Source organism: Actinoplanes sp. NPDC049668 (assembly GCF_044465445.1).
GTDB lineage: Bacteria > Actinomycetota > Actinomycetes > Mycobacteriales > Micromonosporaceae > Actinoplanes.
This window is the reverse complement of the sequence record NZ_JBITLR010000002.1, coordinates 957,232-973,403: the sequence shown is the minus strand read 5'-3', so window position 1 is coordinate 973,403 and position 16,172 is coordinate 957,232. Positions and strand designations below refer to the sequence as shown.

Here is a 16,172-nt window from a genome sequence, read left to right as displayed (position 1 = left end):
GGCAGATCCGATGACTTCGTGAAAGCCATCGTCTACGACCGCTATGGCGGGCCGGACGTCCTGCGTCTGGCGGAGGTGCCGGCGCCGGTCGCGGGCGACCGGCAGGTCCTGATCAAGGTGCGGGCGGCCGAGGCGACCAAGTCCGACTGCGAGCTCAGGAGCTTCCGGTACGCCGTGAGGTGGTTCTGGTTGCCGCTGCGGATCGCGGTCGGCATCCGGCGGCCGCGGCGCCGCGTCCTGGGCGGCTACTTCGCCGGTGAGGTCGTGTCGGTGGGCGAGCGGGTCACCTCCTTCGCCCCGGGCGATCAGGTGTACGGTTCCGCCGGCCTGAGGCTGGGCGCCTACGGCGAGTATCTCGTCCTCGGCGAGGACGCCACCATCGCGCCGAAGCCACGGAACATGACATTCGCCGAGGCCGCCGCCGTCCCGCTCGGCGGGCTCAACGCCCTGCACTTCATGCGGCGCGCGAGCATCAGGCCCGGGGAGCGGGTGCTGATCAACGGGGCCGGCGGCAGCATCGGCGCTCATGCCGTCCAGGTCGCCCGCTCGATGGGCGGGCGGGTCACCGCGGTCGACCATGCGACCAAGGAGGAGCTCGTCCGGCGCCTCGGGGCGGACGACTTCATCGACTACACCGTCGACGATGTCACGACCACCGGCCGCACGTTCGACGTCATCCTCGACATGGTCCCCGGGAGCCCGTACCGCCTTCTGGTCGGCATGCTGCGACCGGGCGGGCGCTATCTCAACGGGAACCCGCGTCTGTCGGTGCTGGTCCGCTCGGTGCTGACCACCCGGCTCACCGACAAGACCGTCATCGTGGCCTTCGCCGCCGAGACGAAACAGGAACTGGCGACGCTCACCGAGATGATCGAAGCCCGGGAGATCCGGTCGATCGTCGACCGGACCTACCCGATGTCACAGGTGGCCGCCGCCCACCGCCGGGTCGAGACCGAGCAGCGGCTCGGCGCGGTCGTGATCATCGTCGGCGAGCCGGGCTAGCGGCCAGCCCCAGGTAGGGGACTGGCCGCTCGGCCGGCCGGCTCAGTCGAGGCCGGCGGTGTCGTACGCGACGAAGCGCAGCTCCGAGGTGTACCGGTTGCCCTGGTCGTCGACGAGCCAGGTCTGTTCCGGGGTGGGCAGCATCTCCGAGACGGTCAGCCGGGCCGCCGGGTCCTTGCGGGCCAGGCGCCGTACCGCCTTGGCGAACAGGTTCACCGAGGCCGGGCTGTCGAAGTCGACGAACAGCGGCCGCGGTTCGGTCGGCGAGACCACGAACACGAACCGGGGCAGCTCGTGCGAAGCCCGGAACCGCCGGGCCCGCAGGTAGCGCCGCGCCTCGGTCTTCTCGTCGGCGAAGGACAGCACCGCGCCCGGGAACCGCCACGTCTCCCGCGAGATGACCAGCCGGTCCACGGTCACCCGGGGTGTGTGGTCGTGCTCGGGCAGGATCCGCCAGCGGTCCATCACCAGCGTGGTCAGCACGTGCGAGAACACGTCGATGACGTCGAACTCGGCGCCGTCCGGCAGTACCGCGAGCAGCTCGTCGCCACGGGCCCGTACGACCACGTCCGCGCTGTTGACGGTGCGCGGGCGCCGCGGGTCGGCGGTGGACTCGGTCAGCGCCACGTAGTAGTCCTCCGGCCGTACCAGGCTGTAGCGGATCCGGGTGGAGAGCCGCGACCGGTTCTCCTTGGGGATCAGCGGCATGAGCCGTGGGCGGGGGTGGTCCCGGCCGGTCAGGTCGAGCATGTCGTCCGGCCGCGGGTGCTGGTTGAGGTAGAGCGAGGCGCCCAGGGTGTTGATGGCGATGTGCAGCTCGCCGAGGACCAGCTCGAACTCGCCGCGCCGGACCGCGTCCTCGCCCGCCGCGGCGATCATGACGTCGGGGCTGAGGTAGCGGGCCGTCGGCCAGCCGCCGCCGGGCGCGGGGAACGCGTCCCGGACCCGGCCGGCGATGTCCGCGAGCGACAGCCGGACCTGCCGCGCGTCCTCGGGCAGGTCCAGCACCCGTTCCCAGCGTGCCCAGAACTCCCGCTGCAGTTCGGCGGCGTCCGCCGGGGCGTCGCGGTGCAGGATCGGCATGCAGGCGAACCAGAACGCGGCCAGGTCGACCGGCCCCAGCTCGTCGAAGACCTCCCGGACCCGGCGCCGGACCTTGCCGGCCAGCTGCGAGGTCAGCCAGGTCGCGCTGGTCAGCAGCGCGTCGAACGGCTCGAGGGCGGCCAGCACGTCGTCGCCGAGGCGTACCGTCGCGGCCCGCCGGCAGTCGGCGTAGACCAGGCCCCGGCCGGGCGCGGTCGACGCGCCCTTCTCCCGGGCGGCGGCGGTCTCGGTGATGGTCACGAAGTCCGCCTCGAGCGCCTCGAGCGCGGCGGACAGCTCGTCGGGACCGGCGGCCGCGCGGACCCGGTCCCGGCCGCGCTCCAGCACGTCGAGCCGGTCGAGGCCGAGCCGCCGGGCGGCCGGGTCGCCGACGCCCTCGAGCCAGGACCGCAGGTGCCGTTCCGGGTACGCGTCCGCCGGCAGGTCGAGGCGCCACAGCACCAGGCGGCGGCGGACCAGCTCGGCCAGCTCCGTGCCGACGTCCGCGCCGAGCTCCGCGCCGATCGCGTTCGCCGCTCGGATGCCGTCGCAGAGGCGCAGCACCCGCAGCAGCTCCGGCGTCAGCTCCTGCGCGGGGCGGCCGGGCAGCGCCGCGCCGGTCGCGGTGAGGTGTACGAACGGGACCCGCCGCGGTGCGACCCAGCCGGCCAGGGTCGGGTCGGCGCCGAGGCCGCGGGCCAGGGCGTCGATCGCCCAGCTGGCGAAGTAGACGTTGGTGGCGGCCACGAGGCCGTTGCCGGGCGTCACCGCCAGGCCGGTGATCGCCGGGTCGCGCCGGCCCCAGCCGACCGGGCCGAAGAAGCCGATGGTGTCGTTCTTGACGCAGAACCGCTGCCAGTAGTGCGTGATCAGCTCCTCGCGCTGGCGGGCCTGGCTGGTCCGGCCGGACTCCGGTACCCAGCGCAGGAACGGCCGGACGGCGCGCCCGAGCACCGCCCGGTTCTGCCAGCCGACCGCCTCCTGGAACGCGTGCGTTCCGGCGATCTCCTGCAGCCGGCGCGCGTTCTTGACCGCGGCCGCGTCGTACGCCTCGTGGAACTCCGCCCACTGCGCCGCCGAGGGTTCCGGCCCGAGCCGGTCCGCGGCCGCGACCAGCTCCTGCGGCACCAGCCGCAGTACGCCGTCGGCCGGGAATCCCGGCCCGCGCAGGGCGAACTGGTCCCACCACCGCCACCGGCGGGCGTCGCCGACTCCCGCCATGTCAGACGACCCGCTCGGCCAGGTCGGCGTCCACGACGCCGGCCAGGTCCTCCGGCGACGGGTACGAGAACACCAGCGCCACCGGCAGGTCCGCGCCGATCTCCTCCTGCAGCCGGGCGGTGACCTGGAACGCGGCCAGCGAGTCCCCGCCCGCCTCGAAGAAGTCGCTGTCGGCCTCGAGGGTGTCGTCCGACAGGGTCTCGCGGTAGATCTTGGTGATCAGCATGGTCAGGTCGGTCATCGGTTGATCCCTTCGGTGGCCCGGCGCGGTGCCGGGGCGGTGGCGAGAGCGAGGCGGTCGACCTTGCCGGTGCGGGTGGTCGGGAAGCGGCTGAGCCGGGCGAACCGGCGCGGCATCATGTGTGGCGGCAGCGTCCGGGCGAGATGCGCGCGCAGGACGGCGTCCGCGACCGTGGCGAGGTCGCCGGTGAGGTGCGCGACCAGATGCGTGCGGGCCTGCGCGTCGGTGTCGGTGGTGATCGCGGCGCCGGTCACGGCCGGGTGGGACAGCAGCGCGCCCTCGATCTCGGCCGGGTCGATCCGGTACCCGCGGATCTTGATCTGGCGGTCGCCGCGGCCCAGGTAGGCCAGCTCGCCGCTGGGCAGCCGGCGGGCCAGGTCGCCGGTGCGGTACAGCCGGGATCCGGGCAGGCCGTACGGGTCGGGTACGAAGCGCTCGGCGGTCAGCGCGGGCCGGCCCGCGTAGCCGCGGCCGACTCCCGGCCCGGCGATGCAGACCTCGCCGGGGCTGCCCGCCGGAACCCGTCGCAGGTCGCCGTCGAGGAGCCGGACCGAGACACCGTCGATCGGCTTGCCGATCAGGTCCACAGTGGTGTCCGGCCGCGCGGGCACGTCGAACCGGGTGGCGGTCATCGTGCTCTCGGTCGGCCCGTACTGGTTCACCAGCCGGCCGGGTACCAGCCGGCGGCCGCCGGAGGCGAGGAACGGGCGCATCGACTCGCCGGTCGTCGCGACCAGCCGCAGCCCGCGCAGCGCGGCCTCGGCGCCGGGCTGGCCGGCCAGGAAGCTCAGGAACGACGGCGTCACGCTGAGCATCGTGTCGACCTCGTACTCGGCGAGGGCGGCGAAGAGCTCGGCCGGGCGCAGCAGCGTGGCCCGCGGCAGCACTACCAGGCGCCCGCCGGCGAGCAGCGGCGCGAAGGTGTCCCGCAGGCCTGCGTCGAAGCCCGGCGGCGCGAGCTGGATCGCGACGGTGTCCGGCCCGAGCCGGTAGTCCCGGACGATCGAGCGCAGGTACGGGTGCATCCACCGGTGCTCGATCAGCACCGCGTTCGGGGTGCCCGTCGACCCGGAGGTGTGGCTCACGTATGCCAGCGAGCGTGGCTCGACGCCCGCCGGCAGCGGGACCCGCGGGCCGGTCTCGTCGACCAGCACGGCCGGGCCGGGCAGGCCCAGCGCGGCGAACCGCGGCGCCAGCGCGGCGCTGGTGATCAGCGCGTGGCCGCCGCGGGCCAGCGCCTCGATCCGCTGGTCCGGCAGGTCGACGTCGACGATCAGGAAGGCCGCCCCGGCGCGCAGGACCGCCGCGATCGCCACGATCCGATCCGCGCCGCGTTCCAGGGCGACGACGCAGACCCGTTCCGGGCCGATTCCCCGCCCGGCCAGCGCCCAGGCCAGCGGGTCGACCCGGCCGCGCAGCTCGCGGTAGCTGATGTTCCCGGCGGGGGTCACGATCGCGGTGGTGTCGTCGTCCGGCAGTCCGGACAGGAAGGTGGTGATCACTTCTGCACCCCGTGTGTCTGGTCGACGGCGACGAACCGCAGCTCCGAGCAGTACCGGGCGCCTCGGTCGTCGGTCAGCCAGGCCTGTTCCGGCGTCGGCAGCATCTCGCTGACGGTCAGCCGTGCGCCGGGCTCGGACTTGGCCAGGCGGCGGACGGCCTTGGCGAGGATGTTCACGTAGACCGGGCTGTCGAAGTCGACGTAGAACGGCCTCGGCTCGGTGGGGGAGACGACGAACACGAAGCGCGGCATCTCCCGCGCGTCGCGCCACCGGCGGGCCAGGACGAAGCGCCGCGCCTCGGACTTCTCCGCGGCGAAGGCCAGTTCGTCGGCGGTGAAACGCCACGTCTCGCGGGCCAGCACCATCTTGTCGACGGTCACCCGCGGCGTGTGGTCGCCGTCCGGCTGCGGCGCGAACCGGTTCATCACCTGGTTGGTCAGCGCGTGCCCGAAGACGTCCAGCAGGCTGAACACGGCGCCGTCGGGCAGCACCGCGACGAGCTCGCCGTCGCGCTCCTCCACCCGGACGTCGGCGCCCGGCACGGTACGCGGGCGGTGCGGATCGCCGCTGTAGTCCACCAGCGCGACGTGGTAGTCCCGCGGGCGGGTCAGCGCCGGCCGGCTGCGGGTCGACCAGCGCAGCAGCTTGGACTCCTTGGGCAGCATCGGCATCAGCCGCGGCCCGGGGAAGTCGGCGTCGGTCTCGGCCAGCAGCTCGCCGGCGTCGGGGTGCTGCATCACGAACAGCGACTGGGTGAGCGTGTTCGTGGCGACGTGCATCTCGCCGAGCACCAGCTCGAAGTCGCCGCGCGCGACGTCGGCCGCGTCGTCGGCGAGCACGAACACGTCCGGGCTGAGGTATTTCGCGAGGCTCCAGCCGTGGCCCGGCTCCTCGAACGCGTCCCGTACCTGGTCGGCGATGTCGGCCGCGCGCAGCCGGACGTGCCGGGCGCCGGGCGGTGCGTTCACGATCGCCGCCCAGCGCCGCTGCAGCTCGACCCGGATCCGCTCGGCGTCCTCGGCGGCTCCCGGGTACGGGTTCGGCATGCACCGCATCCACAGCGACGCCAGGTCCACCTCGCCCTGCCGCTCGCGCACCAGCTCGTACATCGCGCGGATGCGCAGCTCGGCGACCTCGGCGAAGCGGTTCACCAGCCACCGGGCGGCGACCATGCAGAACGACAGCGGGGTCAGCTCGTCCAGGACGGCCCGGCCGACCCGCACGGTCGCGGCCCGCCGGGTGTCGGAGTAGGTCAGTGCCCGGCACGGCGCGGTCCGCGAGCCCTTCGCCCGCTGGGCGGCGGACCGGGTCAGCTCGACGAACGACGCCTCCATCGCGTCGATCGCGGCCAGCAGCGCGTCCGGGTCCTGCCCCGCGGCCCGTACCCGTTCGCGTCCGCGTTCGAGGACCGCGAGCCGGTCCAGGGCGTCCGCGCGGACCGCCGGGTCCGCGATGCGCTCCAGCGCGGCCCGCAGCTGCCGGTCGGGGTGCGCGCTCGCGGCGATCTCGAGCCGCCAGACGATCCAGCGCCGCCCGGCCATCTCCCGCAGCGCGTCCAGCACGCGCGGCAGCGCCACGCCCGTCGCGGCGGCGATCGCGGCCGGGTCCCGGGTGCCGTCACACACCGAGAGGATCGCGTGCGTCTCCCGCGTGATCGGCTGCGGCGGGCACCCGGCGAGCGTGACCGCGGCCTCGGTGACGCGGGCGAAGGAGACCCGCCGCGGCGAAAGCCATCGGCGTACCCCGGGGTCCGCCTCGATGATCTTCGCGAGGCTGTCGATCGCCCAGCTGGAGAAGTAGACCTGCGACTCGGCGATCAGCCGGTCGCCGGCGTCGACCTCGACGCCGGCCAGCGCGGGGTCGATCCGCCCCCAGCCGACCGGCCCGAAGAAGCCGATCGTGTCGTTCTTCACGCAGAACCGCTGCCAGTAGTGCGCGACCAGCTCCTCACGCTGGCGGGGCATGCTCGTGCGCCCGGCGACCGACGGCCGCCACGCCAGGAACGAGCGGATCCCGGAACCGATCACGGCCCGGTTCTGCCAGGTGACCGCCGCCTGGAACGCCGGCGCCGCCGCGATCTCCTGCAGCACCCCGGCCGTGCCGACCGCCGCCGTACCGAAGAACTCCTCGAACGAATCCCATTCCGGGCCCGGCACCGGGCCTTCGCGGAACTTGTCCGCGGCCAGGCCGAGCCCGGCGGGGGCGAGCCGCAGCACCCCGGCGGCCGGGAAGCCGGGCCCGCGCAGCGCGAACTGGTTCCACAGCCGCCAGCCACCGGCCAGCAGCACCTTGTCAGACATGTCCCAGCGTCCTTTCGGGGGCGGGTGCGGCGCTGTCGCGGTCCATCCGGGCCAGCGCGAGCAGGACATTGACCGTGGCCAGGGTGGCGATCGCCGCCACGACGAACAGGCTGGCCCCGATGCCGGCCCGCTCGGTCAGCACACCGGCGAAGAGCAGGCCGAGCGGGCCGGCGACGGCGCCGACCGTGATCACCGTCTGGATCACCGACGGCAGCAGGTCCGACGGCACCCGCATGCCGACGATCGCGGCGTAGGGCGCGTTCGACACGGTGACCGCCGCCGCCGAGACGGCGACGGCCGCGACCAGGGCCGCCGGCGGCGCCGGCAGCAGCAGCAACCACAGCGGCAGCGCGATCATCACCATCGCGATCCGGGCCAGGCGGGCGGGCGCGACCCGGCTGGCTATCAGGTACGTCAGCAGCGAACCCAGCAACGCGCCGGCGCCGGAGCCGGCCACCAGCAGCCCGCCGGCCCGGGCGTCCTGCCCGAACCGGGTGAACGCCAGCAGCGGCAGCGTGATCGCCAGCACCCGCAGCACGAAGCCGAACAGCACCGTCGAGATGACCGCCTGCCCGAGGAACCGGTCCTCGCGCAGGTACCGCAGCCCGGCCCAGGAACCGCGGGCCGCCTCCGGCACCGCCGACCGGCCCGCCGTGCGGGGCACCATCGTCAGCAGCACCACGAACGACACCAGGTAGGAGGCCGCGTCCAGCCACAGCACGTTCGACGGCCCGATCACCGCGATCAGCGCGCCCGCCACCGCGGGGCCGCCGAACGCGGCGGCGTTGTAGATGCCGTCCAGCACCCCGTACGCCCGGGTCAGGCCCCGCGGGTCGGCGCCGATCAGCTCCAGCGCCAGCACCCGCTGCGCCGCCGCGTACGGCACCCCGGCCAGCCCGATCAGCGCCACCAGGGTCAGCAGCATCCACAGGCTCAGGCCGCCGGACGCGTGCAGCACCGGCACCAGCGCCACCAGCGGGGCCCGGGCCGCGTCGCCGGCCAGCATGGTCCGCCGCGCGCCGAGCCGCTGCAGCACGTTTCCGCCCGCGAGGCCCAGCAACGCCAGCGGCAGCACCTGCACGGCGAACACCAGGCCGGTCTTCGCCGCCGACCCGGTGGTCTCCAGCACCAGCCAGGGCAGCGCCAGCATGGTCATCTGGGTGCCGAACGACGAGACGCCGCCGGCGACATACATGGCGGCCCGCGACCGCCGGCCGTGGTTCACGAGGTGCCGGCCCCGGAGCACCACTCCAGCACGGCCCGCGCGCTGTGGTACTTGTTCTCCGCCTGATCGAACGCGATGCTGGCCGGGCCGTCCAGGACCTCGGCGGTGACCTCCTCGCCGCGGTGCGCCGGCAGGTCGTGCATGAAGACCGGGCCGCCGCAGCGCTCCAGCACCGCCGCGTCCACCTGGAACGGCGCGAACCGGGTACGCCAGTCCGCCGTCGGCTTCGCCGTCCCGGTGGTCTGCCAGCGTGTCGTGTAGACCACGTCGACCTCCGGCAGCGCCGACATGTCGTGGCGCTGCTCGACGCGCGCGCCGTGCGCCTTCGCGTACGTCGCCGCCCGGTCCAGGAACGGCTGCTCCACGCCGTACCCCGGCGGGGTCCGCAGGTGCAGTTCGACGCCCGGGTACCGGGACAGGGCCAGGCACAGCGCCGACGCGGTGTTGTTGCCCTCGCCGGCGTACAGCACCCGCAGCCCGTCCACCGCGCCGAAGCGCCGGGTCATGGTGGTCAGGTCGGTCAGCGCCTGGGTCGGATGCTCGGACGCGCTCATCGCGTTGATCACGCCCATCCGCCGGGAGAGCGCGTACGAGCGCAGCTCGCTGTCGCCCTTGGCGCTGCGCACCACCAGCAGGTCCAGCATCCGCGACAGCACCGCCGCGGTGTCCCCGGCCGTCTCGCCGGTGTTCTCCTGCAGATCGTCCGGGGTGTAGGTGATCAGCCGCCCGCCCAGGCGCAGCGCGCCCGCGGAGAAGGCGGTCCGGGTCCGGGTGGAGGTGTTGCGGAACAGCACCCCGACGACGTCGCCGTCCAGCGGCGTGCCGTTCCCGGCTTCTCCGGCGCTGTACCGGGTGCCGCGCTGGACGATCCAGCGCAGGTCCTCGTCGCCGAGGTCGTCGATCGAGATGAGGTGTCGGCGCAGGCGCATCGGTCTTCTCCTGTGGTGAGTCGGGGTCAGCCCGCCCGCAGCGCGTCGAGCAGCACGCCGGCACCGCGATCGAGCCGGGGAATGTCGATGTTCAGCGGGGGAAGGATCTTGACGACCTCGTCGTGGCGGCCGCACAGCTCCACCACCACGCCGTGCTCGAACGCGTGGCGCTGCACCCGCCCGGCCCGCTCCGCCCCGCCGGCGGCGCCCAGGTCGATGCCCATCGCCATGCCGAGCCCGCGTACGGCCACCCCGGGGTGTGCGGCGGTGACCTCCCGGCCGAAGCGCTCGAGGCGGCGGGTGGCGACCACCATGTCGGTGCGGAACCGGGTCTCGCGCCACAGCTCGCAGGCCGCGGTCGCGGCGACGAACGCCAGCTGGTTGCCCCGGAACGTGCCGGTGTGCTCGCCCGGCTCCCAGACGTCCAGCTCGCGCCGGAACAGCGCCAGCGACAGCGGCAGCCCGTACCCGCCGATCGCCTTCGACACCGTGACCACGTCCGGGGTGATCCCGGCCCGCTCGAAGCTGAAGAACGTGCCGGTGCGCCCGCAGCCGGCCTGGATCTCGTCCAGGATCAGCAGGATGCCGTGCCGCTCGGTCACCTCGCGCAGCCGCCGCAGCCAGTCCGCGGAGGCCGGGTACATCCCGCCCTCCATCTGCATCGGCTCCACGATCACCGCCGCCGGCGGCTCGACACCCGACGACGGATCGGTGATCAGCCGCTCGATCAGGCCGATCGAATCGAACGGGCCCTGCGGCCCGTTCTCGTACGGGATGAACGTGACGCCCCGCCCCGACACCCCGCCGGCGCGGCGGGCCCGCAGCCCGCCGGTCACCCCGAGCGATCCCCGCGACATGCCGTGGTACGCGCCGGTGAACGCGAAGACCCCGGCGCGCCCGGTCACCTTGCGGGCCAGCTTCAGCGCCGCCTCGACCGCGTCGGTGCCCGTCGGCCCGCAGAACTGCGCCTTGTAGTCCAGCCCCTGCGGCCGCAGCACCGTGTCCGCGAACGTGGTCAGGAAGTCCCGCTTCGCCACCGTGTACATGTCCAGGCCGTGCATCAGCCCGTCGCCGGCGAGGTACTCGGCCACCCGGCGCTTGATGTACTCGTTGTTGTGGCCGTAGTTCAGGGTGCCGGCGCCGCAGAAGAAGTCGATGAACATCCGACCGTCCTCGGCGTACAGTTCGGCGCCCTTCGCCCGGTGGAACACCACCGGGAACTTGCGGCAGTAGACGCGGACGTCGGACTCCAGGTCCTCGAAGACCGAGAAGTCGACGGCCCTGGTGACGTGCCTGGTGACGGATGCGATGGACATCAGGTCCCTCAATTCGACGGGTTTGGCCAAGACTCACGAACGTCGGCGGCGCGCGGCAGAGAAGAACCGGCACGCCTGTCTTCAGAGCAGCCCGGCCCGCAACGCGTACGCGACCGCGTGCGCCCGGTTGCGCAGCCGGTACCGGTGCGTGATGTCGTGCACCACGCTGGTCACCGTCCGCGGCGAGTACGACAGGGTCCGGGCGATGTCGTCGGTCTCCTGGCCGTCGGCGACCATCCGCAGCACCGCACGCTCCCGCTCGCTGAGGCTGGCACCCACCGGCGGACGCCCGCCCGCGCCCGCCTCCAGCAGGCCGTCCAGCATGTCCGGCGGCACCGTGCAGTCCCCGCCGGCGGCGGCCAGCACCGCCCGGGTCAGCCGGGCGGCGCTCGCCTCCCGGCGCCGCAGCAGGCCCCGGGCGCCCGACGCGATCGCGTGCAGCGCCTCCGGCGGCGTCATGTCCGTGGCCACCACCACGATCTCGGGCCGGTGCGCCCCGGCCCGCGTCGCCCGCACGATGTCCAGGACCTGGTCGTCCACGTCGTCGACGATCACGACGGTCACCGCGGCGTCCTCGCCGGGCACGGCGACCCGCACGTCGGGACGGCCACTCAACGCGCTGGTCGTGCCGGCCTCCAGCACGGGATCCAGCGCTATCACGCTGACACTCACCGGTTCACCCATGCCGACAGCCAACTGCCCGGCGCCGGTGGGCACAGGCGTAGGAACTGCCCAACTTCTCACTGCGTGTGTTCCTTTCGGGTCCACACCGGTCGTCCTTGACCCCGGCGCGTGATGTGCCTGGGTGCTTGTTGACCGTCCGGCCGCCGTCCCGCCTAGGGGAACGGTCTTCTGCCGGTTCCGACCCAGGGCCCGGGCCGCGCTGGCTGCGTGGCTATGTGGGTGGCGATCGGCTCTTCCCCGCTGCATGCGGGTGCTCTCCGCTCCTTGCTACGCCCCAGTCAGGGTTGGCTGAGGTGCTCTGCTGGCTGGCCAGCGGGCCAGGTTGATCGCAGCGTTGACGTCGCGGTCGAGGACCATGCCGCAACCGCCGTCGGTGATCGTGCACCGGTAGATACGGTCGGACAGGCGCAGATCCGGCTTGATCCGGCCACACCCGGAACAGGTTCTCGACGAAGCGAACCACCGGTCCGCATCGACGACGGTCAGCCCATACCAGTCGGCTTTGTACCGGATCTGGGTGCCGAGTGTGCCCATCGCCTGATCGGCGACACCGCGGGCGAGCGACCGCAGCCCGGTCATGCCGACGATGTTGAGCGTCTCAACGGTCAGGATGGACAGGTGATGAGTAAGCCACCAGGACAGCCGGTGCAGGCTGTTCTCTCGAAGGTGCGCGATCCGGGCGTGGATTCTCGTGAGGCGCTGCTTGGCTTTTCCCCCGCCGCGGGACCCGGGTTTGGTTCTCGCCAAGGTCTTGTTCGCGGCCCGAAGGCGGGTCAGCGCTGCTGCAAGGGATTTCACCCCGCTTTCGACGTGCAGCACGTCTCCGTCGACGTCGGCGATCACGGCGAGGTCCTTCACTCCCCGGTCTATCCCGGCAGGCTTGTCCCACCGGGTCACCCCCGCGACAGGTCGGGTTGTGCGGCGGGCGCGGTTGAACACCGCGGCGACACCTTCGATTGACGCCCACCACCGACCGCGCTCGTAGGAGAACGACACCGAGTGCACATGGAACCGGCCCTGGGCGGCCAGGCGACGCAGCCGTTTCGTGCAGCCGTGGATCCGAAATTCGCCCAGCTTGGAGAACCGGATCCGCTTCGGCCCGGTCACCCGCACCGCTGCCGTTTCACCCGGCTTGCTCTTCGACCGGAGCCGAAACCGGGGCTTGTCCCTGCGCTTGGCGCGGAACTTCGGAAAGCCGACCTTGCGGCCTTTACGTTTTCCGATTTTCGACGACTTCCAGTTCCCGAGTGCCTCGGCCGCGTCCACACTGGCGCACTCGAACACATCGGTGGAGACCGCGTCACGCCACAGCAGCCCGCGTGCGTCGGTGTCGTCATTGACCGGGCTGTCCGCGGCTTTGCCGTTCTTCCACGCGTTCATCTCGTTGACGAACGCCACCTTCGACCACGACAACGCCGGCGTCAGCTCCGCAGCCGTCATGCCGTAGGACAGTTCTGCCGCACGCTGGCCGATGTTCGCCTTTACTCGATCGATGTGGTGGTTGAACGCCAGCCGGGCCGCGCCCGCATACTGCTGGCACCGGCCCTCCTGCTCACCGGTCAGGTCCAGGGCGAACCGGAACGCGGTCCGCCGCACGAGCCGGTGACCGGTGTGCGACACCAGCGCCTTCTCCTTGCCCGGCTTCCACGACACGTCACGATGATGCCACTAGTCATTGGGCAATACTTATCGAGATGCCGACGGGGTGCGACGCACCGTCTTGGCCCTGCTCACGGAGCAAGTCCAGCAACCCGGCGACGGCCGCGTTCTCGTGCGTTGACGCGGGAAAGACCGTCGCGGCGATCGGCAGGCCGGTCACGTCCACCGCGATCGCCCGTTTCGCGCCCTTGACCCGGCCGAACGGGTCGCCCCGGTCATGGAACGTCGCACCACCATGCGAGCTTCCGCGGGCAAGATGTGTATCAATCGTGATCAGCGACGGTGTCGGTGCCGCCCGGTCCAGCACCGTCCGGGCGTGCGCGTGCAGTCCTGCCAGCACCCGCGCCCAGGTGCCGTTGACCGACCAGCGCCGAAAACTGCGACCATACCCGCGTCCACGGCCCGAACTCACCCGGCAGGTGTTGCCACTGACAGCTGGTATGCACCTGGTAGAGCAGCGCGTCGACGACTCGCCGCAGATCACCGTGTTTGCGGCCCGGCTTACCAGGACGCAGCAGCAACGGCTCGACCAGAACCCACTCGGCATCGGTCAGATCGCTCGGGTAGCGCAGGTTCATGGTTATCGATCGTGCGCACACCGCTTGGATAGAACACACCCAGTCAGATCAGGCCGGTCCGGATGCCGCGGGCCACCGCGTGCGCCCGGTTGTTGACCTGCAGGCGGGCCATCAGGTCGTAGATGATGTTCTTCACCGTGTGCTCGGAGCAGGACAGCTCGCGCGCGATGGCCGCGTTGGCGTGCCCGTCCGCGATCAGCCGGAGCACCAGCGCCTGCCGGGCGGTCAGCGACTCGACCGGATGCTCCGCCCCCGCGCCGTTCAGCAGCCGGATCAGCACCTGGTACGGCAGCTGCCCGTCGCCGTGGCTCGCCGAGTCCAGGGCGGCGGCGAGCTGTGCCGGGGTCACCCCGGTCAGCGGCAGCATCGCCCGGACCCCGGCCCGCACGGCGCGCCGCACGCCGGCCGGGTCGAACGTGTCCGCGAGCACGAGCAGGCGGAACTCCCCGGACCGGCACGCCTCGGGAACCGCGCCGAGCGCCTCGTCGAGGGTGCGCGCCGCCGCTACGACGACGGCCCGCGGCGGAATGTCGAGCGGCACCAGCAGGGCGCCCGTGCGCAGCAGCACGGTGACCAGCCCGGCCCGGATCCGGTTGTCCCGGGCGATCAGATGCGCGCGCGGCGGGCCCGCGTCGCCCCGGTTCGGTGCCTCGTTCGCCATCGCGGACCTCCTCGTGACCAGACCGGCTCAGCTCACGAGCCTGCCGAGCCCGGCCGGGCGGCGCATCGGGTCCGCCTGCCCGTATTCGCCCGGCGGCCCCCACCAGGGAATCGACCGGCGGGGGAGCGGCGCGCCGGGGCCGTCGGCCGTCGCCGTCCGGCCCGTGCGACCACCGGGTACGCAATTCCGGGTAGAGATCCCCCATGAGGTTTGGCGTCGCACCGGCCGGGCACCCTCCCGGTAGAGCCATCGAGCCGAGAGGGGGACCGGCATGGCCGACCGCGCCTTGAGTCATCTCGTCGGGCGGGCCTTCCTGCTGGGAGCGGCCTGCGGCGGCCGGAGCATGGCCGGCCCGGCGGCCGTCGCCCTCACCGCCGGCCCGGGACGTGCACGCCGGCTGATCGTGGCCGCGGCCGGTGCCGAACTCGTCGCCGACAAGCTCCCCGGCGTACCCAGCCGGCTGTCCCCGCCGGCGCTGGCCGGGCGCCTGGTGACGGCGGGTTCCTCCGCCGCCGCGCTGGCCCGCCGCAACGGCGCATCGGCGGCGCTGCCCGTTCTGGTCGCCGTGTCCGGGGCCTTGGCGGCCGGCGTGGCCGGCGCGCGCTGGCGGGCGTGGGCGGCCCGCGGCCCGCTGCCGCCGGTCGCCGCCGCGGTGCTCGAGGACCTCGCCGTCGTCGGCGCCGCGGCAGCCGCGGTCCGCCCATAGCACTCAGGCCGCGACCGCCTCCTCGATCTCCTCGAGCGCGGCGGCGTCCTCGCCCGCGCCGACGGCCGGCGCGGCCCGGCGGCGCTCGGCGAACGCCGCGGCGGCGATCAGCGCCAGGCCCGCGGCCAGCCAGCCGGTCAGCGTCAGCAGATGCCCGGCGAAGCCGGCGGCGCGGCCGAAGTAGAGCAGGCTGCGCACGCCCTCCACGAACCCGGCCCCGGTCCAGAACGAGTGCAGCCCGCCGAAGAACGCGTTCTGCAGCTCGGGGCGGAAGATGCCGCCGGACGAGGTGAAGTTGAGCATCACGAAGACGACCACCATGGCGAGCGTGGTCCAGCGTTTGAGGAACGTGTGCGCGCCGATGCCGATGGCCAGGATGCCGGCCGAGTAGAGCAGCGACATCGTCCACACCAGGGGGTACTGGTGGTCGACGACGTGGAACACCGGCCCGGCCAGCACGATGCCGACGGCGCTGACCGCCAGCGCGGTGGCCAGGCCGAGCAGCGCGCGGATCCACACCGCGAGGCCGGCTCCGGCGGCGCCGATCGCGGCGACGCTCGCGTACGAGCCGATGCTCAGCAGCACGAGGTAGAAGAAGATGCCCTGGCCGGTGGGGTCGCCGGGGGCCAGCGGGGTGAGGTTGGTGACGGCCAGCGCGCCGCCCTGTGCCGCGGCTACCTCGCGGAACAGCGACTCGGCCACCGACGCGGAGGTCTCGGAGTTCGCCTTGGCGACCAGGAGCTCGGGCCGGTGCGGGTCCGGCACGAACGCGCCGACGAGCGTGCGGTCGCGCAGCGCGTCCGCCGCGGCGTCGCGGGAGGCGACCGTGCGCACGTCGAACGCGTCGCCCGCCCGCTGCCCGATCTTGGCGGCGAGCGCCCGTGCGGGCTCGTCCGCGCCGACGACGGCCACGTTCAGGTGCCGGGGGTGCGGCTGGTCGAAGGCGCTCAGATAGGCCAGGCCCATGCCGAGGCACATCAGCAGCGGCGTCACCAGGTGCAGGGCGACGTGGCCGATGGCGTGCCACGGGCCGGAGGAGGGTTTGGTCATGTGCCGTTCCAGGAG

Annotated in this window: 15 protein-coding genes; 2 read left to right on the top strand and 13 right to left on the bottom strand. The window is 73.1% G+C overall.

The genetic code is table 11. From position 1 onward, the window contains the following. Positions 1-18 precede the first annotated feature (18 nt). Positions 19-1,002 (top strand): NAD(P)-dependent alcohol dehydrogenase, encoded by a 984-nt coding sequence (locus tag ACIBSW_RS11290; RefSeq protein ID WP_354723177.1) that lies wholly within the window; start codon positions 19-21, stop codon positions 1,000-1,002. 42 nt (positions 1,003-1,044) lie between these two features. Here ACIBSW_RS11290 and ACIBSW_RS11285 read toward each other — a convergent pair whose 3' ends face one another. The 12 genes from ACIBSW_RS11285 to ACIBSW_RS11230 all read right to left on the bottom strand — a co-directional run bounded on the left by ACIBSW_RS11285 (position 1,045) and on the right by ACIBSW_RS11230 (position 14,401). Continuing rightward, complete coding sequence (locus tag ACIBSW_RS11285) at positions 1,045-3,306, bottom strand: lantibiotic dehydratase (RefSeq protein WP_354723175.1); 2,262 nt, start codon at positions 3,304-3,306, stop codon at positions 1,045-1,047. Between the two features lies 1 nt (position 3,307). Further along, on the bottom strand, positions 3,308-3,547 hold the full coding sequence (locus ACIBSW_RS11280; RefSeq protein ID WP_354723173.1) for a phosphopantetheine-binding protein: 240 nt from the start codon (positions 3,545-3,547) through the stop codon (positions 3,308-3,310). Further along, complete coding sequence (locus ACIBSW_RS11275; RefSeq protein ID WP_404799318.1) at positions 3,544-5,046, bottom strand: amino acid adenylation domain-containing protein; 1,503 nt, start codon at positions 5,044-5,046, stop codon at positions 3,544-3,546. The genes ACIBSW_RS11280 and ACIBSW_RS11275 overlap by 4 nt, the downstream gene beginning before the upstream one ends. Further along, a complete protein-coding gene (locus ACIBSW_RS11270; RefSeq protein ID WP_354723169.1) occupies positions 5,046-7,349 on the bottom strand; it encodes a lantibiotic dehydratase in 2,304 nt (767 codons plus the stop codon). The genes ACIBSW_RS11275 and ACIBSW_RS11270 overlap by 1 nt, the downstream gene beginning before the upstream one ends. Continuing rightward, the gene (locus ACIBSW_RS11265; protein WP_354723167.1) at positions 7,342-8,598 is read right to left on the bottom strand and encodes an MFS transporter; all 1,257 of its coding nucleotides are present in this window, start codon (positions 8,596-8,598) and stop codon (positions 7,342-7,344) included. The genes ACIBSW_RS11270 and ACIBSW_RS11265 overlap by 8 nt, the downstream gene beginning before the upstream one ends. After that, the gene (locus tag ACIBSW_RS11260; protein WP_354723165.1) at positions 8,571-9,503 is read right to left on the bottom strand and encodes an ornithine carbamoyltransferase; all 933 of its coding nucleotides are present in this window, start codon (positions 9,501-9,503) and stop codon (positions 8,571-8,573) included. The genes ACIBSW_RS11265 and ACIBSW_RS11260 overlap by 28 nt, the downstream gene beginning before the upstream one ends. Before the next feature lie 26 nt (positions 9,504-9,529). After that, positions 9,530-10,819, bottom strand: coding sequence for an aspartate aminotransferase family protein (locus ACIBSW_RS11255; protein WP_354723164.1), 1,290 nt, complete (start codon positions 10,817-10,819; stop codon positions 9,530-9,532). A gap of 81 nt (positions 10,820-10,900) precedes the next feature. Further along, positions 10,901-11,503, bottom strand: a complete 603-nt coding sequence (locus tag ACIBSW_RS11250; protein WP_354723162.1) for a response regulator transcription factor — start codon at positions 11,501-11,503, stop codon at positions 10,901-10,903. Positions 11,504-11,770: 267 nt separating this feature from the next. Continuing rightward, positions 11,771-13,156: an RNA-guided endonuclease TnpB family protein gene (locus tag ACIBSW_RS11245; protein WP_354723160.1), complete on the bottom strand. Its 1,386-nt coding sequence runs from the start codon at positions 13,154-13,156 to the stop codon at positions 11,771-11,773. A 19-nt stretch (positions 13,157-13,175) separates the two neighbouring features. After that, on the bottom strand, positions 13,176-13,502 hold the full coding sequence (locus ACIBSW_RS11240; protein ID WP_354723158.1) for a transposase: 327 nt from the start codon (positions 13,500-13,502) through the stop codon (positions 13,176-13,178). Then, the gene (locus ACIBSW_RS11235; protein WP_354723156.1) at positions 13,426-13,740 is read right to left on the bottom strand and encodes a transposase; all 315 of its coding nucleotides are present in this window, start codon (positions 13,738-13,740) and stop codon (positions 13,426-13,428) included. The genes ACIBSW_RS11240 and ACIBSW_RS11235 overlap by 77 nt, the downstream gene beginning before the upstream one ends. A gap of 43 nt (positions 13,741-13,783) precedes the next feature. Next, positions 13,784-14,401 carry a response regulator transcription factor gene (locus ACIBSW_RS11230; RefSeq protein ID WP_354723154.1) on the bottom strand — a complete coding sequence of 206 codons (618 nt, stop codon included), beginning with the start codon at positions 14,399-14,401 and terminating at the stop codon, positions 13,784-13,786. A 271-nt stretch (positions 14,402-14,672) separates the two neighbouring features. Between ACIBSW_RS11230 and ACIBSW_RS11225 the strand changes: the two genes are divergently transcribed. Then, a complete protein-coding gene (locus tag ACIBSW_RS11225) occupies positions 14,673-15,107 on the top strand; it encodes a hypothetical protein (RefSeq protein WP_354723152.1) in 435 nt (144 codons plus the stop codon). Between the two features lie 3 nt (positions 15,108-15,110). On the opposite strand, the gene ACIBSW_RS11220 is transcribed toward ACIBSW_RS11225, so the two are convergent. After that, positions 15,111-16,157 (bottom strand): hypothetical protein, encoded by a 1,047-nt coding sequence (locus ACIBSW_RS11220; protein ID WP_354723150.1) that lies wholly within the window; start codon positions 16,155-16,157, stop codon positions 15,111-15,113. Between the last annotated feature and the right edge of the window lie 15 nt (positions 16,158-16,172).